This window comes from Streptomyces sp. CC53 (assembly GCF_001865245.1).
In the GTDB taxonomy this organism is placed as follows: Bacteria; Actinomycetota; Actinomycetes; order Streptomycetales; family Streptomycetaceae; genus Streptomyces.
The window spans coordinates 23706-46946 of the sequence record NZ_MKXB01000164.1 but is presented as its reverse complement, the minus strand read 5'-3'; the positions used below and the strand labels follow the sequence as shown (position 1 = coordinate 46946).

The 23241-nt window shown below is 75.1% G+C and carries 22 protein-coding genes and 2 riboswitches; of the genes, 10 read left to right on the top strand and 12 right to left on the bottom strand.

The genetic code is table 11. The features are described 5' to 3' along the window. From BJP40_RS20005 to BJP40_RS19985, 5 genes are all read right to left on the bottom strand, one after another. A partial coding sequence (locus BJP40_RS20005; RefSeq protein ID WP_177204428.1) for a macro domain-containing protein occupies window positions 1-286 on the bottom strand: 286 nt, incomplete at its 3' end. Between the two features lie 28 nt (window positions 287-314). Beyond that, entirely contained in the window at window positions 315-1733 is a 1419-nt protein-coding gene (locus BJP40_RS20000) for an NAD(P)/FAD-dependent oxidoreductase (RefSeq protein ID WP_071281541.1), read from the bottom strand. 316 nt (window positions 1734-2049) lie between these two features. Continuing rightward, entirely contained in the window at window positions 2050-2877 is an 828-nt protein-coding gene (locus BJP40_RS19995) for an inositol monophosphatase family protein (protein WP_071281540.1), read from the bottom strand. Between the two features lie 68 nt (window positions 2878-2945). Then, window positions 2946-4391 carry an amidase gene (locus BJP40_RS19990; RefSeq protein ID WP_071281539.1) on the bottom strand — a complete coding sequence of 482 codons (1446 nt, stop codon included), beginning with the start codon at window positions 4389-4391 and terminating at the stop codon, window positions 2946-2948. 239 nt (window positions 4392-4630) lie between these two features. Continuing rightward, window positions 4631-5611 carry a ferric reductase-like transmembrane domain-containing protein gene (locus BJP40_RS19985; protein ID WP_071281538.1) on the bottom strand — a complete coding sequence of 327 codons (981 nt, stop codon included), beginning with the start codon at window positions 5609-5611 and terminating at the stop codon, window positions 4631-4633. 278 nt (window positions 5612-5889) lie between these two features. Further along, a riboswitch (cobalamin riboswitch) is annotated at window positions 5890-6048 on the top strand. A 278-nt stretch (window positions 6049-6326) separates the two neighbouring features. Here BJP40_RS19985 and BJP40_RS19980 point away from each other — a divergent pair. The 8 genes from BJP40_RS19980 (at window position 6327) to BJP40_RS19945 (ending at window position 14680) form a co-directional block, all read left to right on the top strand. Beyond that, a complete protein-coding gene (locus tag BJP40_RS19980; protein ID WP_226962365.1) occupies window positions 6327-7166 on the top strand; it encodes a hypothetical protein in 840 nt (279 codons plus the stop codon). Further along, window positions 7163-8185: a cysteine synthase family protein gene (locus tag BJP40_RS19975; RefSeq protein WP_071281537.1), complete on the top strand. Its 1023-nt coding sequence runs from the start codon at window positions 7163-7165 to the stop codon at window positions 8183-8185. Before BJP40_RS19980 ends, BJP40_RS19975 begins: the two co-directional genes overlap by 4 nt. Further along, entirely contained in the window at window positions 8182-9432 is a 1251-nt protein-coding gene (locus BJP40_RS19970) for an ATP-grasp domain-containing protein (protein ID WP_071281536.1), read from the top strand. Before BJP40_RS19975 ends, BJP40_RS19970 begins: the two co-directional genes overlap by 4 nt. Then, on the top strand, window positions 9425-10687 hold the full coding sequence (locus BJP40_RS19965; RefSeq protein ID WP_071281535.1) for an MFS transporter: 1263 nt from the start codon (window positions 9425-9427) through the stop codon (window positions 10685-10687). The genes BJP40_RS19970 and BJP40_RS19965 overlap by 8 nt, the downstream gene beginning before the upstream one ends. Then, entirely contained in the window at window positions 10656-11405 is a 750-nt protein-coding gene (locus tag BJP40_RS19960) for a class I SAM-dependent methyltransferase (RefSeq protein WP_071281534.1), read from the top strand. Before BJP40_RS19965 ends, BJP40_RS19960 begins: the two co-directional genes overlap by 32 nt. A gap of 55 nt (window positions 11406-11460) precedes the next feature. Continuing rightward, a riboswitch (cobalamin riboswitch) is annotated at window positions 11461-11647 on the top strand. Between the two features lie 29 nt (window positions 11648-11676). After that, complete coding sequence (locus BJP40_RS19955) at window positions 11677-12720, top strand: ABC transporter substrate-binding protein (protein ID WP_071281533.1); 1044 nt, start codon at window positions 11677-11679, stop codon at window positions 12718-12720. Beyond that, on the top strand, window positions 12717-13838 hold the full coding sequence (locus BJP40_RS19950; protein WP_071281532.1) for an iron ABC transporter permease: 1122 nt from the start codon (window positions 12717-12719) through the stop codon (window positions 13836-13838). The genes BJP40_RS19955 and BJP40_RS19950 overlap by 4 nt, the downstream gene beginning before the upstream one ends. Further along, window positions 13835-14680 carry an ABC transporter ATP-binding protein gene (locus BJP40_RS19945; protein WP_071281531.1) on the top strand — a complete coding sequence of 282 codons (846 nt, stop codon included), beginning with the start codon at window positions 13835-13837 and terminating at the stop codon, window positions 14678-14680. Before BJP40_RS19950 ends, BJP40_RS19945 begins: the two co-directional genes overlap by 4 nt. Before the next feature lie 54 nt (window positions 14681-14734). Here the strand turns inward: BJP40_RS19945 and BJP40_RS19940 are convergent, their stop codons facing one another. After that, a complete protein-coding gene (locus tag BJP40_RS19940) occupies window positions 14735-15541 on the bottom strand; it encodes a 4'-phosphopantetheinyl transferase superfamily protein (RefSeq protein WP_071281530.1) in 807 nt (268 codons plus the stop codon). Window positions 15542-16016: 475 nt separating this feature from the next. On the opposite strand from BJP40_RS19940, the gene BJP40_RS19935 reads away from it, so the two are divergent. Then, window positions 16017-16607 (top strand): TetR/AcrR family transcriptional regulator, encoded by a 591-nt coding sequence (locus BJP40_RS19935; RefSeq protein ID WP_071270487.1) that lies wholly within the window; start codon window positions 16017-16019, stop codon window positions 16605-16607. Between the two features lie 39 nt (window positions 16608-16646). Here BJP40_RS19935 and BJP40_RS19930 read toward each other — a convergent pair whose 3' ends face one another. Then, window positions 16647-17012: a VOC family protein gene (locus BJP40_RS19930; protein WP_226962366.1), complete on the bottom strand. Its 366-nt coding sequence runs from the start codon at window positions 17010-17012 to the stop codon at window positions 16647-16649. A 163-nt stretch (window positions 17013-17175) separates the two neighbouring features. On the opposite strand from BJP40_RS19930, the gene BJP40_RS19925 reads away from it, so the two are divergent. After that, window positions 17176-17616: a VOC family protein gene (locus tag BJP40_RS19925; protein ID WP_071281528.1), complete on the top strand. Its 441-nt coding sequence runs from the start codon at window positions 17176-17178 to the stop codon at window positions 17614-17616. A gap of 73 nt (window positions 17617-17689) precedes the next feature. On the opposite strand, the gene BJP40_RS19920 is transcribed toward BJP40_RS19925, so the two are convergent. The 5 genes from BJP40_RS19920 to BJP40_RS19900 all read right to left on the bottom strand — a co-directional run. Continuing rightward, window positions 17690-19258: an MFS transporter gene (locus BJP40_RS19920; RefSeq protein WP_071281527.1), complete on the bottom strand. Its 1569-nt coding sequence runs from the start codon at window positions 19256-19258 to the stop codon at window positions 17690-17692. A gap of 22 nt (window positions 19259-19280) precedes the next feature. After that, entirely contained in the window at window positions 19281-20018 is a 738-nt protein-coding gene (locus BJP40_RS19915) for a thioesterase II family protein (protein WP_256220775.1), read from the bottom strand. A gap of 89 nt (window positions 20019-20107) precedes the next feature. Next, window positions 20108-21277, bottom strand: a complete 1170-nt coding sequence (locus tag BJP40_RS19910; RefSeq protein ID WP_071281525.1) for a class II histone deacetylase — start codon at window positions 21275-21277, stop codon at window positions 20108-20110. Beyond that, window positions 21274-21576 (bottom strand): hypothetical protein, encoded by a 303-nt coding sequence (locus BJP40_RS19905; protein ID WP_071271085.1) that lies wholly within the window; start codon window positions 21574-21576, stop codon window positions 21274-21276. The genes BJP40_RS19910 and BJP40_RS19905 overlap by 4 nt, the downstream gene beginning before the upstream one ends. Before the next feature lie 89 nt (window positions 21577-21665). After that, a partial coding sequence (locus BJP40_RS19900; RefSeq protein WP_143065976.1) for an aminotransferase class I/II-fold pyridoxal phosphate-dependent enzyme occupies window positions 21666-23241 on the bottom strand: 1576 nt, incomplete at its 5' end.

The window sequence follows — 23241 nt, the reverse complement described above, 5'->3', positions numbered from 1 at the left end:
CCTCGTCCTCGGCGTACACCGGGCCGACGGTGTGGATGACCCAGCGGGCCGGGAGGCGTCCCGCGGTGGTGGCGACGGCCTGGCCGGTGGGGAGCCCGCGACCGTAGTGGTATGCGCGCAGGGCGCGGCAGTCCGCGCGGATGTCGGGGCCGCCCGCGCGGTGGATGGCTCCGTCGACGCCGCCACCGCCCAGCAGGGACGAGTTGGCGGCGTTGACGACGGCGTCCACGCGCTGGCGGGTGATGTCGCCCTGGACGAGGCGCACGGCGGGCGGCTGCTCGGTCACGGGGTCTCCTGGGGTCAGGTCGGACGGGTCAGGCGGTGCTGCGGAGGTGGCGCCAGACCGCCTTGGCGGCGTTGTGGCCGGACATGCCGTGGACGCCGGGCCCGGGCGGGGTGGCCGACGAGCAGAGGAAGACCGCCGGGTGGGGGGTGCTGTAGGGGCGCAGCGTGAGGCGGGGCCGCAGCAGCAGTTGCAGGCCGCGGGCGGCGCCGCAGGCGATGTCGCCGCCCACGTAGTTGGCGTTCCGGGCGGCGAGCTCGGGCGGGCCCGCGGTCGCGCGGGCCAGGACGAGGTCGCGGAAGCCGGGGGCGAAGCGTTCGATCTGGCGCTCGATCGCTTCGGTGAGGTCGCCCTGCCAGCCGTGCGGGACGTGCCCGTACGCCCAGAACACGTGCTTGCCCTCGGGGGCGCGGGAGGGGTCCACCAGGCTGGGCTGGGCGGTGATGAGGAACGGCACCCGGGGCGGGGTCCCGTCGGACGCCTCCCGCAGGGCGGTGCCGATCTCGCGGCTGCTCGGCCCGATCTGGACGGTGCCCGCGCGGCGGGGTTCCTCGGCGGTCCACGGGACGGGGCCGGACAGGGCGTAGTCGACCTTGAAGGCGGCGGCTCCGTAGCGGTAGCCGTCGTAGAGGCCGCCGAGGCCGGCGATCCGGGCCAGGGCCGTCGGGGAGGTGTCGAAGACATAGGCGCGGGCGGGCGGCAGGTCGTCGAGGCGCTTCACCTCGTAGCCGGTGTGGAGGGTGCCGCCGAGCGCGCGGACGTACCCGGCGAGGGCGTCCGAGATCGCCTGGGAGCCGCCGCGCGGCAGCGGCCAGCCGCCCGCGTGGGCGGCGAGCGCGAAGACGAGCCCGATCGCGCCGGTGGCGAGTCCGCCGAGCGGCGCGATGACGTGGGCGACGAGGCCCGCGAAGAGGGCACGCGCCCGGTCGTCGCGGAAGCGGCGCATCAGCCATGTGGAGGGCGGCAGACCGGTGAGGCCGAAGCGGGCCAGCAGGACGGGGTCGCGGGGCAGGGCGGTCGCGGGCAGCGACATGAAGTCCCGGGCGAGTGTGTCCCACCTGCCGGCGTACGGGGCGACCAGCCGGCGGTACGCGCCGGCGTCCCGGGGCCCGAACGACGCGGCGGTCTCGGCGACGGAGCGGGCCAGCACGGCCGCCGTGCCGTCGTCGAAGGGGTGCGCCATCGGGAGCGGCGCGTGCAGCCACTCCAGGCCGTACCGGTCCAGGGGCATCCCCGTGAACGCCGGGGAGCCCGCGCCCAGCGGGTGCACGGCCGAGCAGGGGTCGTGGCGGAAGCCCGGGAGGGTGAGCTCCTCGGTGCGGGCTCCGCCGCCGACGGTGTCCTTGGCTTCGAAGACGGCCACCGAGAACCCCCGGCGGGCCAGTTCCGCGGCGGCGGTCAGTCCGTTGGGGCCCGCGCCCACGACGACGGCGTCCAGCATCGACGGCACCTCGCCCCTCCTTCGCCCATCCTCGTCGGCCTTCCGGCCGAGCACGGCAAGAGCGCCAGGATATGCCGCGGCGCCCCGAACGGTGGCGCCCGGACGGCAGTTGCCCGCGGCCGAGCGCGCAACGGCGGGTGCCGACCGCGGGCCGTACGGGGTCGGACAGGCGCGTGTCCGGGGCGGGAGCGCACCGCACGTCCCGTCGCGCGGGTACGGGGGCGGGCCGGTCGGGTGCGCCGTGCGCGGGCGCGCCCCTCCCCCGCCGGTGCGGGCCCCGAACGGGCACCTGAGGGAGGCGCGGGCCGGCCCGCGCCTCCCTGCCCTACTGCGCCGCCATCAGCCCGCGCACCCGCTGCGCCGTCGCGGCGTCCCGGGCCGCCGCGAACGGCAGTACGTTGCCGCCGGTGATGCTGAACGGGCGGCCGCCGACGGTGACGTGGGCGCCGCCCGCCTCCGTGAGCAGCAGCAGTCCCGCGGCGTGGTCCCAGGCGTACTCCCAGGAGAAGGCCAGGGCGTCCAGCTCGCCGCGGGCCACCGCGAGGTAGGCGAGGCCGGCCGAGCCGCAGGGCCGCGGGTCGACGCCCGACGTGGTCAGGCCCAGCAGGGCGCGCTTCTGGTCGGGGGTCGTGTAGTCGGGGTGGGAGGTGGCCACCCGCAGCGGGGCGTCCGGCCGCGGCGCTCCGGCGTGCAGCTCGGCGCCGTTCAGCCGGGCGCCGCGGCCCCGTACCGCGACGGCCATCTCGTCCTTGGCGGGGGCGAAGGTCCAGGAGGCCAGCAGCTCCCCGTGCCGGGCCAGCGCCACGAGGGTGCAGAAGCCCGGGTCGCCGTGGACGAACTGGCGGGTGCCGTCCACGGGGTCGACGATCCACACGTACGTGTCGCCGCGCACCGCCTCGTACACGCGCGGGTCGGCGTGCACGGCCTCCTCCCCCACCACCACGGAGCCCGGGAGCAGGGCCGTGAGGGACGCCGTGAGGTGTTCCTCGGCGGCGCGGTCCGCGACGGTCACCAGGTCGTGGGGGCCGCTCTTCTCGGTGACCTCGTGCGCGGCGAGCTGCCGCCAGCGCGGCATGACCTCCGCGGCGGCCGCGGCACGGACCGCGTCCTCGGCGGCGGTGAGGAAGGCGTCGTCCAGCAGCTGATCGATCATATGTCCATCACATCATGCCGCGTGCCCGCCGGCCCACCTCCCGCCGCGGCCCGCCGGTCGGGCCCCGGTCACGGCGCCCGGCCGGCCCACAGCTGCTCCAGGCCGTGCGGCCGCCGCTCCTGCCAGCGCAGCTCGCCCTCCAGCTGGGCGGCGAGGGAGATCAGGCGCTCTTCGCCGCCGCCCGGTCCGAGGAGCTGGGCGCCGACCGGCAGCCCGGCGCCGGTGAGGCCCGCGGGGACGTTGACCGCGGGCCAGCCGAGGACGTTCCACGGCCAGGTGTAGGGGCAGGCGGCGGCCATGATGGTGTCGGTGCGCCAGGCGCTCATCGTGTCGAAGAGGCCGACGCGGGGCGGCGGGGACGCCGTCGTGGGAGTGAGGACGACGTCGTACGAGGCGAAGAACGCGCCGACCCGGCGGTGCTGGGCGGCCTCGCGGGCGCGGGCCGCGCGCAGCAGCGGGCCGCGGAGGCGGCGGCCGGTGCGTGCGGTGCTCCGGGTGCGTGGGTCCAGGAGCGCCGGTTCGGGGTGCCGGTCGGCGTAGGCGGCGACGCCGGCGGTGGCGCGGGGCAGGAAGCCGAGGCCGATGAGGCCGTAGCGGGGCCCGGCCTCCTCCACGGCGTGGCCGAGCCGGGCCAGGGTGTCGGCGAGGCCGGTGACGGCCCGGCGTATGTCGGGGTGGAGGGGCGCGGGCGTGGCGGTGAAGGGCGGTTTCCAGGCGAGCGCTATCCGGAGCCGGCCGGGGTCGCGGCGCGCGGCGGCCGAGGCGTCGACCGCGGGCAGCCGCAGGCCCTCCCGGGGGTGCGCCCCGCAGACCGCGTCGAGCAGCAGGGCGGCGTCGGCGACGGTGCGGGCCAGCGGGCCGTTCACGGTCAGGCCCTCGAAGCAGTCGTCGTACGGGTGGACGGAGACCCGGCCCCGCTGCGGCTTGATGCCGACCAGGCCGGTCCAGGCGGCGGGGATGCGGATGGAGCCGGCACCGTCGGAGCCGAGGGCGGCCGGGACGAGCCCGGCGGCGACGGCCGCGGCGGAGCCGCCGGAGGAGCCGCCGGGGGTGTGGCGGAGGTTCCACGGGTTGCGGGTGGCGCCGAAGGCGGGGCCTTCGGTGAACGCCCACTGGCCGAGTTCGCAGGAGTTCGTCTTGCCGACGACGACGGCGCCCGCGGCGCGCAGCCTGCGCACGGCTTCGCCGTCGGCGGTCGCGGGCGGGACGGCGCCGGCGGTGCCGAAGCGGGTGGGCAGCCCCGCCACGTCGGTGTCGTCCTTGACGGCGACGGGCACACCGAGGAGCGGGGCCGGGTCGCCGGCCGCGAGCCGCCGGTCGGCCTCCCGCGCCTCGGCGAGGGCCTCCTCCGCCCGCACGCAGCGGAAGGCGTTGAGGGTGGTGCGGGTCGCCTCGACGCGGTCGAGGCAGGCGCGCACGAGTTCCGTCGCGGTCACCCCGCCTTCGCGTAACGCCCGCGCCTGGTCCGCGAGCCCGAGGTCGGCCGCGGCGTCATGAGCCGTTTCATGGGACATGGCGGACGATCATATGTTCGCCCGTGACGGGGTGTCAGCGCCGGTACGCGCCATCGCCGCACCCGCGGAGCGGGAGCGCAGCCACCGCGCGCAGCGCGCGGTGGCCTTCGTTCGGTTCGAGAGCGCAGCGAACGAACCGTCACACCTCCCGCCCCGGCCGGCCACAGGGCGTCGTGCGGGACGTACGTCAGTGGGAGGGGCGGGCCCACCCGCGGCGTCACCACGACGCATCCTCACTGTCAGCCGGGTTCGTGGGCGTGCGGGCTCGCCGGGGGCGGGTCGTCGGGGCGGTCGCGGCCGCCGTCCCTGCCGGACGCGGCCACGACGACCAGGGCCACCACGACCGCCGCCGCGGCCACCCGGCCCGCGGCCCGCGCCGCCCAACCGGGCAGGGCCGCGTCCGCCCGCGGCGGGCCCAGCCGCTCGGCGCGCCGGGCGGGCCGCAGCAGCCGGATCAGCAGCAGCGCCGCGACGGGGAGTTGCAGCAGCCACAGCATCGTGCGGGGCCATTCGCCGTACCAGACGTTCGTGCCGTACAGCAGGGTGTGCCAGACGCTCAGCACGTACACGACGATCACGAAGCGGTGCAGCCGGCGCCACGTGCTGGCCCCGATGCGGTGCCGGACGTAGAACAGCAGGCCGAGTGGAATGGCCAGATAGAGCGCTCCCTGACCGAGGGGGATGGCGATCCGGCCGGTGCCGGAGTCGTACCAGCCGGGCACGAACGTGTCCGCGAAGCCCGCCCACAGCCGGGTGGTCCACGCCGACCGGTCGTCGTAGCGGACGAGTTCGGCCGCGAACATCAGCGCGTGCGCGCACATCAGGGCCATCGTGGTGAGGCTCGTGGTGCGGTGCCAGCGTTCGAGGAGGCGGCGGGACACCGGCAGCCGGGCGGGGCGCGGCCCCGACAGCAGCAGCCCGAGCATCACGGTGCCCCAGGCCCACAGCAGGCCCGACCAGCCGAACGCCTGGCTGAGCAGGTACATCCAGTAGGTGCCGGGGTCGTCCATGAACGGCATGACCGCGACCGTCGCCGACTCCCCGGACGCCATGCGCGCGTACAGGAAGGCGAAGACGGCCGCCGTGACGGCGACCGCCGTGACGGCGTCGGGCAGCGCGGCCCGCAGGTCGGCGCCGAGGGCGGCGCGGCCGTCCGTGCGCCGGCCGGGGGCGGGCCGCGCGGTCGTGCCGCCGTCCTCGGAGGTGGTGTCGGGCAGCATCCCGTGCCTTCCTGTGCGCGGGACACCGGGGGCGGTGTGCGGGTGCCGCGTCGGCCACCCAGTGTGGCCGGGACGCCCGGAGCATCCGAGAGCACATCCGGCCAGAGTGGCCGACGTGTCGGCCGTGGCACGTCGGGGCGCCCGTGCCCGCCCCTCGGACCGATCGCATCCGGACAACCGGCGGTGCGCCCCTGCCGCGCGGGCGCGCGCCGCCCTACGCTGAGGCCAGCAGTCGGTTCGCGCCTCCCGTCCGGCCACGCCTCCGGGCGGCGCGACGCAAGAGGGAACCCGGTGGGAATCCGGGACTGTCCCGCAGCGGTGAGTGGGAACGACAGCCGTCACCAGCACTGGGCCCCGTCTCGCCGGGGCCGGGGAAGCGACGGCCGGTAGGTGCCCGCCGGACAACCCGGTGGGCGTGCCCACGAGTCCGAAGACCTGCCACTGCGCCCGCTCCCGACAGCGGGCTGTACGCGGTGGCCTCGAGGACTGGGTCGGCGGTACGGACGGCTACACGGCACCCGCCGCGCCGCTCCTCCTGCCCGGTCGCCCCCGGGGCCCGGGACCAGGAGGAGGACATGCCCGTGACCACGCGAGTCCCCGTCGTCCGCGCCGGATGCCGGCCGGCCGGCCCCGCGGCGGACGCGACCTGCCGGTGCTGACACCGGCGGGAGCGGCCCTCGGGGCGCGGCGGCCCCCGGGACGCACGGTGTCCGGCGTGTGCCACGGCACCCTCGGCGAGCTGTACCAGGGCCCGCTGCGGGCGGGCCCCGAACCGGACATCGCCGTGGTGTCGTTCCCCGTGGACCGCCACTCCTGGGTGCACTTCACCCCGGGGAGCGAGGAGCCCGACCCGCTGCCCCTCGGGGAGAAGTCGGCGGCGGCGGTCCGGCTCTTCCTGGAGCACTTCGGTCTGGTGCTGCCGCCCGGCCGCTGGAGCACCCACTCCGACCTGCGGGTGGGGGTGGGGATGGCGAGCTCCACCGCCGACATGGTGGCGACTCTGCGCTGCCTGTTCCGGCTCTTCGCCCTGCCGTACGACACGGACGTGGTCCTCGGGGTCCTGGCGGCGGTCGAGCGGGCCGACAGCGTGTTCCTCGACGAGTTCGCCCTGTACCTCAGCGGACGCCACCGCGTGGTCCGGCGGCTCGGCACGGACCTCGGCTTCCACACCGCCTACGTCACCGAGCCCGGGACGGTGGACACGGCCGCCGTGACCGGCCTGCTGCTGGCGCACTACCGGCGGCGCGGCGAGGAGTACGAGCGGTGCCTGACCGACCTGCTGAAGGGCTTCGCCTCCGGCGACCCGGCCACCGTGGCCCGGGCGGCCACCACCAGCGCCGCCCTGTCGCAGGACGTACTGCCCAAGGCGGCGTTCGACGCCCTGCTCGCCCACCGCGAGCGGTTCGGCGCCGACGGCGTGTTCGTCGCCCACACGGGCTGCCTGATCGGCTACCTCTTCCCCCGCCGCCTCGACGCCGCCCTGAAGTCGGAACTGTCCGCGTTCTTCCACTCGCTCGGCCACCAGTGTTCCTTCGCCCAAGGAGGCTACGGGTGATCCACCCCCACATCGCCGACGCACTGAAGGTCCCCGACCTCGTCCGGCTCGCCGACGGGCTCGTCCTGATCCGGTTCGAGTCGATGAAGGTCTACTCGGCGCTCGCCGCCGTCCGCCACCTGCTGGAGCAAGGCACGATCCGGCCGGGGCAGACCCTGGTGGACAGCTCCAGCGGCATCTACGCCTACGCGCTGGCGCTGGCCTGCCACCGCCACGGCCTGCGCTGCCACATCGTCGCGTCGACCACCGTCGACACCACCACACGGGCCCAGTTGGAGATCCTCGGCGCCACCGTGGAGCAGGTCAGGCCCTCGGAGAACCTCAAGCTCGACCAGGAGCTGCGGGTACGGCGGGTGAAGGAGGTCCTCGCCGGCCACCCCGACTGGCACTGGATGCGGCAGTACCACGACGCCGTGCACTACCTCGGCTACCACGAGGTCGCCGACCGGATCAGCGCGGCCTTCCCCGGAGCCGCCCTGACCGTCGTCGGCGGGGTGGGCTCCGGCGCCTCGACCGGCGGCGTCGTGGAACGCCTGCGCGCCGCGGACCCGTCGGTGCGGCTGGTCGGCGTCCAGCCCTTCGGCAGCGTCACCTTCGGCAGCGAGGACCACCACGACCCGGAGGCGATCATCGCCGGGATCGGGTCGTCCATCGCCTTCGACAACGTCCGCCACCACCTCTACGACGCCGTGCACTGGCTGGACTTCACCCACGCGATGGCGGGCACGGTGGCGCTGCTGCGCGACCACGCCGTCTTCGCCGGGCTGTCCACCGGCGCCGGATACCTGGCCGCCGCGCACGAGGCCCGCCGACACCCTGACCGGCTGCACCTTGTGATCGGCGCCGACACCGGGCACCGCTACGTCGAGCGGGTCTTCGCCCGGCACGCGGAGGCCCCGGACCCCACCGCCCTGAAACCGGTCGAGATCACCGCACCCGAGGAGATGTCCATGCCCTGGTCCACGATGGCCTGGCGGCGCGCCGCCCACCCGGCCCCGCGCAAGGAGCGGGCGGCATGACCGTCGTCTCCCTGGAGTCCCTCACCTTCGGCCTCGGGCACCTGGTGCGGGCCGCCGACGCGCTCGGGGAGCGGCTGACGCTGCTCACCTGCGACCGCTCCTTCTACACGTACGAGCTGGAACGGCTCCCGGCCGACGCGCTCGACGTGGTGGAGACCGACACCTTCGACGTGGACGGCGTGGCGGAGCTGCTGGGCCGGATGCCCGGCCTGCGCGGGCTGATCAGCTCCACCGACACCTGGACGACGGTCGGCGCCGCGCTCACCGAACGCCTCGGCCTGCCCGGACTCGATCCGGCCGTCCTGCGGCTCACCCGCGACAAGGCGGCCGTGCGGGGCCGCCTGCACGAGGCGGGGCTGACGCGCGGGCGTGCCGTGGAGGCGCCGGCGGCGGAGCTCGCGCAGGTGCTGCCGAAGGAGGTCGGGCTGCCCGCCGTCCTGAAGGACACGGCGGGCACCGGCAGCCAGAACGTCTGGCTGGTCCGCGACGAGGCGGAGCTGGGGGCGGCGCTGCGCGAGGCGGCCGGGCGGGAGCTGAAGGGGCGGCTGTTCGCGGAGCCGTACTTCAGCGGGCCGGTGTACAGCGCCGAGACCCTCACCTGGGCCGGCCGGACACGGCTGCTGGGCGTCTCCAGCCGGCTGATGTCGCCGGAGCCGCACTTCCGGGAGGAGATCACCGCGTTCCCCGTGGCCTTCCCCGAGGCGCGGCGGGCCGGGCTGGAGCGGTGGCTCGGCGAGGTGCTCGCGGCGATCGGCTACACCGACCGCTTCGCGCACGTGGAGTTCGTCCTGACCGCGGGCGGCCCGGAGGTCGTGGAGGTCAACCCCCGGATCGGGGGCGCCCTGGTCGGCGAGGGCATGTGCCGGGCGCTCGGCGCCAACGTGTACGAGGCGCTGGTCGAGGCGGCGCTCGGCCGCCGCCCCCGCCTGATGGACGCCGACCTGCCCGGCGGTCCGGCGGTCGCCTTCGTGCTGGGCTACCCGGCCGCGCCCGGGGTGTTCACCGGTGTCGCCGGGCTGGAGCGGCTGGCGGACATGCCGGGGTCGCCTGCCTGGTACCCGGTCAGGTCGGTCGGCGACCGGGTGGAGCACCTGGCCGACAGCCGCGGGTACGCGGGCATCGTCTACGCGGAGGCGGAGACCGCGGAGCTCGCCACGCACCGCGCGGTCGCCGCCGCCAACGCGCTGACGGTGCTCACCGAGCCGGTGCCGGTCCGGGACGCCGCCGGCGGGGCGTCGGGTGGCTGACCATGCTCCGGGCGGGGAGGGCCTGCGGGCCGCGCTGTCGTCGCTCGACGGCCCGCTGCGCTTCCTGCTGCTCAGCTCGTTCCTGATCCCGCTCGGCAGCTTCATGGTCCTGCCGTTCATGTCGGTGTTCCTGCACGAGCGGCTCGGGATGGGGCTCGGCACGGTGGGTGCCGTGCTGGCCGCCGCGTCGCTCGTGCAGTTCTCCGGCGGCATCGCGGGCGGAGCCCTGGCGGACCGGATCGGGCTGCGCCGGACGATGCTGTGGGCGCTGCTCGTGCGCACCGCCGGGTTCGCCTGCTTCCTGCTGGCGCTGCGGTGGCCGCCGCTGGCCGTCGGGGCGCTGATCCTGACGTGCTGCGGGGCCGCGCTGTACCTGCCCGCGAACAAGGCGTACCTGGTGCACGGGGTGGCCGACGAGCGCCGTCCGGCGTTCCTGTCGGCGGGCAACGCCGCCCTCAACGCGGGCATGGCGGTGGGGCCGCTGGTCGCCGGGCCGTTCGTGCTGTCCTCGCCCGGCTGGCTGTTCGCGGCGGTGACCGCGCTGTTCGTGCTGGTGACCGCGGGCCACGCGCGGCTTCCCGCGGCGGGCGGGCGGGAGCAGCCCGGCGGCGGGGCGGCGGGGCGGGGCCTGCTGGCCGGGGTGGCGGCCCTGCCGTTCGCCGCGAACGCCCTGGCGTTCTACCTGTACTTCCACTTCCAGCACTACCTGGCGGTGTACGCCGTCGAGCGGGCGTCCGGCACCTTCTACAGCCTGGTGCTGCTGCTCTGCTTCGCGCTGGTCATCGTCGTGCAGCCGCTCGCCTCCGGCCTGATCGAGCGCATGCCGTACGCGGCGGCCCTCGCGGTCGGCTTCGCCGGCCTGGCCGGCGGGCTGGCGGTCCTGGCGGCCGGCACCCGTCCGGCGCTGCTGGCCGGCGGGGCGCTGATCACCCTGGGCGACATCGTGCTGTTCCTGAAGAACGACCTGGAGGCGCTGCGCCGCAGCTCCCGCTCGGACGCGGTGGTCTTCGGGCAGCAGCGGCTGGCCGCGGGGCTCGGCGCCTGCGCGAGCGGGCTGCTGGGCGGCCACCTCTACGGGTTCGGCGAACGGGCCGGGGACACCGGCTGGTTCTGGCTGCTGGCCGCGGCGCAGTGCCTGCTGCTGCCCCCGCTGCTGCTGGCCCTGCGCGACCGCGGGGCGAATCCCCTCCCCGCACACGACGACGAAGGAGCACCGACCCCTCATGACACGGACCGGCGGGTTCCAGGACGATGACTTCTGGACCGAGTTCCACGACTTCCTCTTCTCCGAGCAGCGGTACGCGCAGGCCGCGGAGGTGCTCGACGGCTCTCCGCTGCTGTCCTTCGCCCCCGGCTCCCGGGTGCTGGACCTGTGCTGCGGGCCGGGGGTGTTCACCGTGCCGCTGGCGCTGCGCGGCCACCGCGTGACGGGCGTGGACCTGAGCCCGGCCATGCTGGACCGGGCGCGCAAGCGCACCGCCGACGCGGGCGCCGAGGCCGCGTACGTGCAGGCCGACGCGCGGGCGTACGAGGAGCCGGGCGGCTTCGACGTCGTCCTGAACCTGTTCACGTCCTTCGGCTACTTCGAGGACCCCGCCGACAACGCCCGGGTGCTGCGCACCATGTACACCTGTCTGGCGCCGGGCGGCACGCTCGTCCTGGACCTCGCGGGCAAGGAACTGCTGGCCCGGAAGGTGACCCCGCCGAAGGTGGTGCAGCGCGGCGACGACCTGCTGGTGCAGACCGACACGGTGCTGGACGACTGGGCCCGGCTGCGCAGCGACTGGGTGCTGGTGCGGGGCGAGCGGGTGACGCGGGCCACCCTGGTGTGGTTCGTGTACAGCGCGGTCGAGCTGCGGCGGATGGTGGAGGAGGCGGGCTTCGGCCGGGTGGAGGTCTTCGGCGGCTTCGACGGCCGCCCGTACGACGGGAGCGCCGAGCGGCTGGTGCTGCGGGCGGTCCGCGAGGCGTGACGGAGGACACGGGGGCGCGCGGGCGGCTGCGCACGCCCTTTTGACGCCGGCCGGGCAGACCGTAGGATCAACGGGTCATCACCGCGACGGGAGATCAGGAAGCCGGTGCGAATCCGGCACGGTCCCGCCACTGTGACCGGGGAGTGCACCCCTTCGTACGCCACTGCGCGCCGCGCGGGAAGGCCAGGGGGCGGAGCGTCGATCCGGGAGTCAGGACACTGGCCTGTCGCGGGCCCGATCCGAGGAGCGCGGACTCCCCAGGAGGCTTCACGTGTACGACGGCACGTCCCGTCCCCCGCTGTTCACCCCTGCCCGCCGGCGCCGTGCCCTGCGTGCCGCCGCCGCGACGGTCGCCCTGTCGGCCGCCCTGCTGACCGCCGGATGCGGCTCGGCGAAGGACACCCCAGCGGACCCGAAGGCCGCGGCGCCGTCGGCCGAGGGCTTCCCGGTCACCATCGACAACTGCGGTGTGAAGACCACGTACGACAAGCCGCCCGCCCGCGTGGTCACCATCCACCAGCACCCGGCGGAGCTCATGCTGGCGCTGGGCCTGAAGGACCGCATGGTCGGCACCGCCTTCCCCGATTCCGCGGTCCTCCCCGAACTGGAGCAGGACTTCGCCGCCATCCCCGAACTGGCCGAGCGGGAACCGTCCTTCGAGACCGTCCTGGACGCCGAGCCGGACCTCGTCTACGGCGGCTACGGCAGCGCCTTCGACGAGAAGGAGGGCCGTACCCGCAAGGCGTTCGCGGACGCCGGCATCGACACCCACCTGAACCGCGAGTACTGCGGCAAGAAGCAGGTGACGATGCAGGACACCTACGACGAGGTCCGCACGGTCGGCCGGATCTTCGGCGTGCCCGACCGGGCGGACAAGCTGGTCGCCGAGCTCCAGGCGGAGATCGGCGAGGCAGCCGCCGCCGTCAAGGGCGCACCCGAGGTGCCCGTCTTCGTGTACGACAGCGGCGACAAGTCCGCCTTCACCGCGGGCGGCAAGAGCCTCGGCACCGAACTGATCCGGCTGGCCGGCGGGAAGAACGTCTTCGCCGACCTGGACGAGGTGTTCGGCGACGCCTCCTGGGAACAGGTCGTCGCACGCAAGCCGGAGGTCATCGCGATCTACGACTACGCCGGCTCCGGAAGCGTCGAGCAGAAGAAGGAGTTCCTGCTCGCCCAGCCCGCCCTCAAGGACGTCCCCGCCATCAGGAACAAGCGGTTCGTCGTGCTGCCGCTGACCGCCACGCTGGTCGGCGTGCGGTCCGCGTACGCGGTGGAGGACCTGGCCCGCGGCATCCACCCCGAGAAGTTCGCGTGACGCCCTCGGCCACCCGCGCCGACTCCCCCACCGAGCACACCCCGCCCGCCGCGAGGCGGGCCCGCGGAGGACGGGGCCCCGCGGGCCTCACCGCCACCCTGGTCGTCCTGGCCGCCCTGCTGGTGGTGTCCGTCACGGCCGGACTGGCCTTCGGCTCCGTGCACGTGCCGCCCGGGCAGGTGTGGGGCATCGTGACGCACGCGCTGGGCGCACCCTGGGCGGAGCCCGACTGGTCGGGGGCTCGGGAAACCATCGTGCTGGACGTCCGCGCGCCCCGCGTGCTGCTCGGCGCGGTGGCCGGCGCGGGGCTCGCCGTGGTGGGCACCGCCCTGCAGGCACTGATCCGCAACCCGCTGGCGGAGCCGTACCTGCTCGGCGTCTCGTCCGGTGCGTCCCTGGGCGCCGTCATGGTGATCGTGTTCGGGGTGACCCTGCTCGGACCGGTGTCGCTGCCGGTGGCGGCGTTCGCGGGCGCGCTGGGGGCGCTGCTGCTCGTCTACACCACGGCCCGCACGGGGGGCCGGATCACCTCGGGCCGGCTGGTGCTCTCCGGGGTGGCCATCGCCGCCGTGCTCACGGCCGTACTGGACCTGCTGCTGCTCACCACCGACCGGGGCAACGAGGCCCGCGCGGTCCTCGCCTGGACCCTCGGCGGCCTCGGCGGCGTCAACTGGGGCACACTGTGGCTGCCCGGCGCCGCCCTGCTCCTGGGCACCGGGGTCCTCATGGTGCACGCGCGCCACCTGAACCTGCTGCTGGCGGGCGAGGAGGCCGCGACCACCATGGGGCTGGACGTGGCCCGCTTCCGCGCCCGCATGTTCGTGCTGCTCTCCCTCGTCACCGGTGTCATCGTCGCGGCCTGCGGACCCATCGGGTTCGTCGGCCTGATGCTTCCGCACATCGTGCGGCTCCTCGTCGGCGGCGACCACCGCCGGGTCCTGCCTACGGCCGCGCTGGGCGGCGCGGTCTTCCTCATCTGGGCCGACATCGCCGCACGGGTCGTCGCCGCGCCCCTGGAGATCCCCGTCGGCGTGCTCACGGCCCTGTGCGGCGGCCCGTTCTTCCTGTGGCTGATGCGCCGGGACGCCCGGCGGGCCACCGACCGAGGAGGGGCATGACCGCCACCGAACTCGTCATCGACGGCGTCTCCCTCACCGCGGGCGCGCAGCGCCTGGTCGAGGACGTCTCCCTGACCGCCCGGCCCGGCGAGGTCATCGGCCTGGTCGGACCGAACGGCAGCGGCAAGTCCAGCCTGCTGCGCGCCGTCTACCGCATCCTGCGCCCCGAGACCGGACGGGTCACCGTGGACGGCGCCGACGCGTGGGCCCTGCCCGTGCGCCGGCTGGCCCGCACCGTGGCCGCCGTGGTGCAGGAGTCGGGCGCGGCGTTCGACCTGTCGGTGCGGGAGGTCGTCGCGATGGGCCGGACCCCGCACAAGCGGCTGCTCGACGGGGACACCCCGGAGGACGCCGAGCTGATCGGCTCGGCGCTGGCGGCGGTGGACGCCACCGGACTGGCCGACCGCCCCTTCGACCGGCTGTCCGGGGGCGAGCGGCAGCGGGTGCTCATCGCCCGCGCCCTCGCGCAGCAGCCGTCGCTCCTGGTCCTCGACGAGCCTACCAACCACCTGGACATCCGCCACCAGTTGGACGTGCTCGGCACGCTGCGGCGGCTGCCGGCCACCGTCCTGGTCGCCCTGCACGACCTGAACCTGGCGGCGTACTACTGCGACCGCCTCTACGTCCTGCGCGACGGCAGGGTCACCGCGTCGGGCCCGCCCGCCGAGATCCTGACGCCCCGCCTGCTGGCCGACGTGTACGGCGTGGCGAGCGAGGTCGCGGTCCATCCGCGCACGGGCGCGCCCCAGGTGACGTTCCTGCCCTCCGCCGACGGGAGGGAGGCTCCGCCGTCCCCCGTCAGCGACCGGGCCTCCCTGAAGCCGGAGCGGTCAGCCGGGTGAGCCGGCCGGGGAGGCGCCGTGGTCCGTTCGCCCCGGTCTGCCCGCCCGTCCCCGCTACGGCGCCGGCTCGGCGGACGGGGGGCCGCCTCCCGGGTCTCCCGGCAGTTCGCGGGTGCGTACCCGGGTCACCGGAGTCGTCGCGGCGAGCGCCGCTGCATGGCCTTCGGGAGCCGGCAGGTCGTACAGGTGGACCGGGGTGTCCGGCCATCCGGCGACCGGCCCGGCGCAGACCAGGGGTCCGCGCACGTCGAGGTGGCGGGGGTCGGCGCGCAGCCCGAGGCCGGTGAGCTTCATCGCGGCCTCCTTGCGCGTCCACGCGGTCAGCAGGCGGCGGGGCCGGTCGCGGGCCGGCAGGGCCGCGAACTCCTGCTGCTCCTCCCGCGTCAGTACGGTCCCGGCCAGGGCGTCCACGTCGCGGAGGGAGGCTTCCGTCTCGATGTCGACGCCGACGGCTCCGTGTCCGGTGACGGCGATGAACACGTGCTGCACCGTGTGCGAGACGGAGTAGTCGACCGGGGCCGGGGGTTGGTGGGCGAAGCGCGGCCGGCCGTGGGGCCGGGAGGGCCGGGCCTGGCAGTGCACGCAGTCGCGGCTGATCACGACGCGGTCGGGCGGCAGCCCGAGGTAGTGAGCGCCGACAAGGCGCTGGGCCGCTCGGGAGGTCAGGAACACCTCGCGTGCGGGGCCGTTGAGGAAGCGGGCGGCGGCTGCGCGTTCCTCCTCGTCCAGCAGCGGCAGCCAGTGGGGGCGGGGGCGTACGGGCACGTGCCAGAGGTGGCACTCGCCGGCTGCGGGGGCCTCGTGACCGTCGCCCTCGTGCTCCTGCGCCGCGCCCGGTGCGGCTTCCCGTCGCCCTTCCACGTCCTCCCCCGTCCCCCGGTGCCGAGTCCCCGTCGTCCGACCGGCCGCTGCGACGGACGGCGGACTTCGCCCGCGCCCCCGCCGCCGTGTGCGCCGACGGCTGCGCCGGGGAGGTGCCGCCGTGCTTCCGGTCGGTGCCAAGCCTATGCGCGAGAGGACCGGGGGAAACCCCCGGTCCCGCGACCTCGTCGAGAGGGACGCATTTCGCCAGATGACGCGAAGTGCCATACTCCTGTCGTGGCTGACGGCCACTCAGGTGCGGCCTCCGGCATCGTCCGAGCGGGGTCGCCGTCCGTCCCCGCCGCCACGGTGCGGGGCAGGGCACGGCCGGGTCGGCGGCCGTCGGCGACGGAGCGCCGGCCGTGCGGGCGGCGCGTCGGGGGGAGCGGTCGCGGTGGGACGCGGGTCGTCGGGCCCCGAGGGACACGGAGTACCGTCTGCACGAGGGTGCAGCAGGCCGGAGACGGGGGGCGCGATGAGGAACGGGGTTCGGGCGCAGCAGCGGGAGCAGACGCGCAAGGCCCTGCTGCGCGAGAGCCGGCGCCTCTTCTCGTCGCAGGGGTATGCCGCCGTCCACCTGTCGGAGGTCGTCGAGGCGGCGGGCGTCACCAAGGGGGCGCTGTACCACCACTTCGAGAGCAAGGCCGCGCTGTTCAGGGCCGTGCTGGAAGAGGTCCAGGAGGAGGTCGCCGCCCTCGTCGCGGCGACGGCGGACGCCCAGGAGGACTCCTGGGACCAGCTCACCTCGGGCTGCCACGCGTTCCTCGACGCCACCACGGACCCCTCGGTGCAGCGCATCATGCTCGTGGACGGACCGGCGGTGCTCGGCTGGCGGCCCTGGCGGGCGATGACCGAGGCCACCTCGGGCCGCCACCTGGCCGACGCCCTCGACACCCTGCTGCGCGAGGGAACGATCCCGGCGCAGCCGGTGGCGCCGTTGACGCATCTGCTGTCGGGGGCCATGAACGAGGCGGCGCTGTGGCTGGCCACGTCGGAGGACTCCGCCGACCTGGAGGCCACCCGGCGGGCCCTGACGGGGATCCTGGCGGCGCTGAAGGCCGGGTGACGGGCTGTCCGACCGCCCGCGGCGGGCGCCTGTGGCGGGTCAGGCCGCCACGACGTCGATCCGGACCCCGTTGGGGTCGGTGACGACGGCGCGCCGCAGGTCCCCGCCGTCCACGGCCCCGTGGGCGGCCAGCCTCTCCCACGCCTCCGCGTCGTCGTCCACGGTGAGGGTGAGCCGCACCGCGCGCAGGGGCGTGCGGAACCACTCGGGCAGCGCGGGGTGGGTGTGGTCGAGGAGGGCGAGTTCGTGGTGCCGTTCACCGGGCCGGGTCAGGGCCGTGTACCACGGCGTCGTCCGGGTGGCGGTGAGCCCGAAGAGTCTGCTGTAGAAGAGGCGGGACTCGTCCATGCGCGAGGTGCAGATCACCGGACAGAAGCTGGTCAGCATGGAGAGGGCTCCGCTCACGTACCAACGGTATGCCAGACGACGCTAATCGCATACCTGAGGTATGTCAACGCGGTCCCCCAGGTACAACGAGCCGGCGGGGCGGAGGTCACGCGTCGGCGTGACGGACGGGTGCGGCGCTCGTTGAGACGGACGACCCCCCACTCACCCAGAAAGTGCCGTTATGACGTCCTCCGCCCTGACCGGCTTCTACCCGGTGCTCTGCACCGAGGAGATCGACGCCTCCGTGGCCTTCTACCGCGCGCACTTCGGCTTCGAGACGACCTACACGAGTGACTGGTACGTCAGCCTCCGCCGGCCCGAACCGCCCCACCACGAACTGGCCCTGGTGTCCGCGGTCCACCCGACCGTGCCCGAGGGCTACCGCCGCCCCGCCGGCGGCCTGCTCCTGAACTTCGAGGTGGAGGACGTCGACGCCGAGTACGAACGGCTGGTGCAGCAGGCCGGCCTCCCCGTCGCACTCGACCTGCGCAGCGAGGACTTCGGGCAGCGCCACTTCATCGTCGCGGCGCCGGACGGCGTCCTGGTCGACGTCATCACGCCCATCCCCCCGTCGGACGAGTACGCCGACGCCTACCAGGACGGCTCCGGCACCGGGGCATGACGCGTCCGGCCCGCGTCGCAGCGACGCGGGCCGGACCGGGGCCGCCCTCCCGGGCGGAGCAGCGGAGGAGCCGTCAGGCGTCCGCGCCGACGGCCGGCACGGCGCCGTCGGCCGCGCCCTCGGCGTCACCGCCGCCCGCACCCGTGGGGGGCAGCTTCACGACGACCGCCACCAGCACGGCGGAGGCGACCGCCACGACGGCCCCGATGCCACCGATGACGTTCAGGCCGTCGGTGAAGGCGTCCTTCGCGGAGGCGAGCAGACCGGCGGCCGCCTCGGCGGACAGGCCCTGCGCCGCGTCGACGGCCCCGGCCAGCGACTCCCCGGCGTACTCGGGAGCACCCTCGGGCACCTTCACCCCGGCGTGGTACAGGGCGGCGCCGAGGCTGCCGAGCAGCGCCACGCCCAGCGCCATGCCGAGCTCGGTGCTGGTCTCCGAGAGGGCCGCGGCGGAACCGGCCCGCTCCGGCGGGGCCGACCCGACGACGATGTCCGTGCCCAGCGCGATCAGCGGACCGCCGCCGGCGTACACGAAGGCGAAGCCGGTCACCACCTGCGCGATGCCCGAGGAGCTGTCGGCCATGCTCAGCGTGAGGTGGCCGACCGCCGAGACGACCAGACCGGCGGCCACCACGTACGCGGGCCGGAACCGGCTCGCCGCCATCGGGGACACGACGGCGGTGACGATCAGCGCGAACGCCGCCGGCAGCAGGTACAGGCCCGCCGTCATGGGCGTCAGGCCGCCGACGAGCTGGAGGTACTGCGTCACCGTCAGGTACGTGCCGCCCGCCACCAGCATGCTCAGCAGCAGCGTCACGAGCGCGGTGCGGAACGTGGCCGTGCGGAAGAGGGCCAGGTCCATCAGCGGGCTCTCCAGCGCACGCTGGCGGCGGACGAAGAGGACGCCGACCACCAGGCCCACGACGAGCACGGCGACCGGGACCGCCCCGAACCCGTCGTTGGCGATCTCCTTCAGGCCGTAGATCACCGGGAGGATCGCCGCCAGCGACAGCGCCACGCTCGTCAGGTCGAGGCTGCCCGCCTCCTCGTCGCGGTACTCGGGCAGCAGCAGCGGACCGGCCACGAGCAGCAGTCCCATGATCGGCACGCCGAGCAGGAAGACCGAGCCCCACCAGAAGTACTCCAGCATGGCGCCCCCGACCACCGGGCCGAGCGCGATGCCCACGGAGAACATCGTGACCCAGACGGCGATCGCCACGCCCCGCTGCCGCGCGTCGTGGAACATGTTCATGATCAGAGCGAGGGTGGAGGGCATCAGCGTGGCCCCGGCGAGGCCCATCGCCGCCCGCGCCGCGATCAGCAGGACCGGGTCGTCGGCGTAGACGGCGGCCAGCGACGCGACACCGAACGCGGCCGCGCCGATCAGCAGCAGCTTCCGACGGCCGATGCGGTCGCCCAGGGTGCCCATGGTGACCAGGAAGCCCGCGATCAGGAAGCCGTAGATGTCGATGATCCACAGCATCTGGGAGGCGGAGGGGTCCAGGGCCGCACTGATGTGCGGCACGGCGAGGTGCAGCACGCTCACGTCGATGGAGAGCAGCAGGGTCGGCAGGGCCAGGACAGCCAGGCCCAGCCATTCGCGTGGCCCTGCCTGTGCGGGGGTTTCGGCGTCGGTGCTCAAGGGTGGTTCCTTTCGGGGGTGCTCATCGGTGCCCGGCGTGGAGGCCGGGCGGGGCCTGTGGGGGTGCCGCGGGGAACGGCGCGGCGGCGTCCGAGGGCAGCAGGAGCGCCGCCACGGCCGCCGCGTTGGCGGGGGTGTAGAGGTAGAAGTGGCCGCCGGTGAAAGTCCGGTGGTCGAAGCCGCCCGAGGTCTCCAGCGTCCACAGGTGCATCCGGTCGCCGATCACCACCGGGTCGTCGACGGCCCCGAGAGCGAGGATGGGGACGCGGGTGCCGGAGCGCGGCCGCACGTACGTCTCCATGGCCTCCAGGTCGGCGCGGATCGCCCGGAGCGACGGGCCGACGAGGTCGGCGCGGTGCATCAGCCCCGGCGCCATCCCGCCCATGTCCATCAGGTGCTCCAGCAGTTCCTCGTCCGTCCTGAGGTGGGCGAAGGGCGGCTCGCTGGGGAAGCAGGGCGGCTGCCGCGCCGACACGGCCAAAACGGTCGGCGGCAGGCCCTTCTCCTCCAAGGCGCGGGTGAGTTCGTACCCGAGCACGCTGCCGAAGCTGTGCCCGATGACCGCGTACGGCAGCGGTTCCAGCTCGGCCAGCCCCCGGACGAGGGCGTCGACCATCGGCTCCACCCGGTTCACCAGCGGCTCGTTGATGCGCGCGCCGCGGCCGGGCAGCTGCGCGACGACGCACTCGACGTCCTCGGGCAGCACCTGCCACCAGGAGCGGAAGGCGGACGGCCAGCCCCCGGCGTGCGGGAGCGCCACCAGCCGGAACCGCGGGCGGACCCGGTGCCCGGCCCCCCGGCCGCCGGGCGGCCGCCGGGCACCGCTGCCCACCCTCATCCACCAGCCGCTCATCCGGGCCCCGCGTCCCCGGGCGCGGAGCGCCCGGCCGGCACGGGCCGCCCGGCGGCCGGGCGGCCGGCGAGCAGCGGGTGGTGCTCCTCCAGGTGCCGGATCACCCGCTCCTGGTGGCGTTGCAGGCGCTGGCCCGGAAGGTGCTCCAGCGAGTGCAGGAACGGGTCCTCCGGCGCCGGCAGACCGGCGATCCCGGTGGCGGTGCCGAGCACCAGCATCGGCTGGTACCACGCCGAGTAGCCGCCCTCGTGGGCGAAGACGATCCGGCCGGAGGTCAGTTCGTCGGCGAGCCGGCACATCGCCGAGGCCAGGGTGTGGAAGGTCCGGCTGGTGCACATCATCCGGCCCATCGGGTCGTGGCCCCCCGCGTCCACGCCCGCCGCCACCAGGATCAGGTCGGGGCGGAAGGCGCGGGCCGCGGGCTCCACGATCCGCTCCATGACGGCGAGGTAGGCGCCGTGACCGGAGCCGGCGGGCAGCGGCACGTTGAGCGTGCCGCCCGCCCCGGCGCCGGCGCCGGTCTCCATGACGAGACCGGACGCCGCCGGGAACAGTCCGTCCTGGTGGACGGAGACGTAGAGGACCTCCGGGTCCTCGTAGAAGATGCGCTGGATGCCGTTGCCGTGGTGGACGTCCCAGTCGAGGACCAGCACCCGGCGCGCCCCGTGGCGCTGGGCGGCCCGGGCGGCCACCGCCAGGTTGTTGTAGAGGCACAGCGCCATCGCCCGGTCCGGTTCCGCGTGGTGGCCGGGCGGGCGCACCAGGCAGTAGGCGCGGTCGAAGCTGCCGTCCAGGACGCCGGTGGCGGCCTGGACGCAGGCTCCGGCGGCGAGCCTGGCCGCCCGCGCGCTGTGGTAGTTGACGTGGGCGTACACGCCGGCGTCGCCCGCACCGGCCGCCGACGCGGCCTCCACCCGCTCGATGTGACCCGGTACGTGCACGAGGAGGAGTTCCTCGTCGGTGGCGGGCTCCGGGGTGACGGCGGTGAAGTGGTCCATCACCCCGGTGGCCTTGACCAGCCCCTCGGCGCGCCGCAGGTCGGGGTCGACGGCGAACTGCCGCAGCGGTTCGACGCCCGGCCCGACCGGCACGTACCCCGACCCGGCGCCGGGGTCGTGCCAGAAGCAGATCTCGTGGCTGAACCACGCCAGACGGGCGGCGCTCACCAGCCGGACACTCCCAGCGAGGCGCGGCTGACGCCGGACACCTTCTCGATGTACTGGAGGTAGTACTCGCGCTCCTCGTCGGGGGTGCGCTTGGTGCGCAGCGTCGTCTCCAGCAGGGCGAGTACCTGCTCGGCCTCGGCGGGGCTCAGGCCCCTCTCGCCGATCTCCTTCTCCAGCGCGCGGATGCGCGCCGCGGGCTCGGCCACGCCGGACGCGAACTCCGCCGGGTCGCTGCCGTGGTTGCGGGTGGAGGCGATGGTCTTCAGAACCGCTCCGAAGAACGCCGTGGTGTCGTTCATGGTCGAATCCCCCTTGCTCGCGGTACGTCGGTCGGTGCCTGCACGGGTGCCGCCGGTCCCGGGGACCGGACGGGTGCGGGCCCGGTCGGTCAGTGGATGAGGCCGCAGGCGCGGCCGGCCTTCTCCAGCGTCGCGACAGCCGCGTCCAGGTCGGCTTCGCTGTGGCTGAGGTTGACGATGGTCCGCAGCCGGGGAAGGGTCCGCGGCACGGCCGGGTACACGATCGGCTGGACGAAGAGCCCGTCTTCCTGGCAGAGCCGCGCCATGACCACGGCCTGGTCGGCGGTGGCGCAGATGAGCGGCACGACGGGCGTCTCGCTGGCGAGCGTGTCGAAGCCGAGGGCGTGCAGCCGGTCGCGGTAGCGGGTGGTCCTGGCCCGCAGCTGCCGGGTGAGGGACGGCGCGGCCTCCATCACCTCGACGGCGGCCTTGGCTGCCGCCACCTGGGCGGGCGTCGCCGCCGCCGAGAACATCCAGCCGCGCGCGTTGTTCTTGAGGGCGAAGACGAGGTCGCGGGAGCCCGCGACGTATCCGCCGGCGCTCGGCACGGTCTTGGAGAGGGTGCCCATCTTGACGTCGACGCGGTCCGGGTCGATGCCGAAGTGCTCGGTGATGCCGCGGCCGGTGTCGCCCAGCACGCCCAGGCTGTGCGCCTCGTCGACCATGAGCGGGGTGTCGTACCGCTCGCACAGCTCCAGGATGCCGGGCAGGTCGGCCACGTCGCCGTCCATGCTGAACACGGCGTCGGTGACGACGAGCCGGCCGCCGCCGTCCGCCTTGCGCAGGGCGCGTTCCAGGTCGGCGAGGTCGTTGTGGGCGTAGGTGACGACCTTCGCCCCGGAGAGCCGGTACCCGTCGAGGATGCTGGCGTGGTTGTAGACGTCGCCGATGACGGTGTCGCCGGGGCCGACGAGGGCGCCCACGGTGGCCACGTTGGCCATGTAGCCGCTGGAGAAGACGATGGCGTCCTCGGCGCCGAGGAAGCGGGCGAGGGCCAGCTCCAGTTCGCGGTGCAGGTGCAGGGTGCCCGCCAGCAGCCGCACGCCGTGGGCGCCGGTGCCGTGCTGCTCGACGGCCCGCAGGGCCTGGTCGTCGACGTAGGGGTGGCCGATGAGCCCGAGGTAGCTGTACGAGGCGAAGTTGAGGTACCAGCGGCCGTCGAACTTGATGCGGGAGCCCGACGCCTCCTCGATCACCGGCTCGTAGAAGTACTCGCCCCTGGCGACGATCGTCCGGTCCTCGCCCGACAGCGCGTCGATGCGGCGGTCGAGGAAGGTGCCGTGCGGGGCGTCGGCCAGGCGGCCGGGCAGGGTGCGGCGGGGCACGCGGGTGCCGGCGGCGTGCTCCGGGGCGGCAGGGCCCGGGTGGCCCGTCGGGACGGGCGCGGGGGGTGCCACGCGTACCGCCGGGACGGAGGGGGCCGCGGGGAGCACAGGAGCAATCGGCGTGGCCGGGGTGGTGCGGGCCGCGGGGGCCGCGGGAATCCGCGGGGCGGCCGGGGCGGGCTCCGGGTCGCGGAAGCGGTCCCAGTCGGGGACGAACCCGTCGGTGGCGGGCCGGACGGGGGCGGGCTCCGCCACGGGCGGCCGGGCCGTGACGGGCGCGGCGGCCGCCCGCGCTGGGGGCGCTTCGCGGGGCGCGGGCACGGTCAGCGGCTCCGGGGCG

What these genes read in the sequence shown, in the direction of transcription:
- BJP40_RS19995 (WP_071281540.1), bottom strand. Translation starts at nt 2,877, where the DNA reads ATGATCGATCAGCTGCTGGACGACGCCTTCCTCACCGCCGCCGAGGAC.
- BJP40_RS19990 (WP_071281539.1), bottom strand. Translation starts at nt 4,391, where the DNA reads ATGTCCCATGAAACGGCTCATGACGCCGCGGCCGACCTCGGGCTCGCG.
- BJP40_RS19985 (WP_071281538.1), bottom strand. Translation starts at nt 5,611, where the DNA reads ATGCTGCCCGACACCACCTCCGAGGACGGCGGCACGACCGCGCGGCCC.
- BJP40_RS19970 (WP_071281536.1), top strand. Translation starts at nt 8,182, where the DNA reads ATGACCGTCGTCTCCCTGGAGTCCCTCACCTTCGGCCTCGGGCACCTG.
- BJP40_RS19960 (WP_071281534.1), top strand. Translation starts at nt 10,656, where the DNA reads ATGACACGGACCGGCGGGTTCCAGGACGATGACTTCTGGACCGAGTTC.
- BJP40_RS19945 (WP_071281531.1), top strand. Translation starts at nt 13,835, where the DNA reads ATGACCGCCACCGAACTCGTCATCGACGGCGTCTCCCTCACCGCGGGC.
- BJP40_RS19935 (WP_071270487.1), top strand. Translation starts at nt 16,017, where the DNA reads ATGAGGAACGGGGTTCGGGCGCAGCAGCGGGAGCAGACGCGCAAGGCC.
- BJP40_RS19925 (WP_071281528.1), top strand. Translation starts at nt 17,176, where the DNA reads ATGACGTCCTCCGCCCTGACCGGCTTCTACCCGGTGCTCTGCACCGAG.
- BJP40_RS19905 (WP_071271085.1), bottom strand. Translation starts at nt 21,576, where the DNA reads ATGAACGACACCACGGCGTTCTTCGGAGCGGTTCTGAAGACCATCGCC.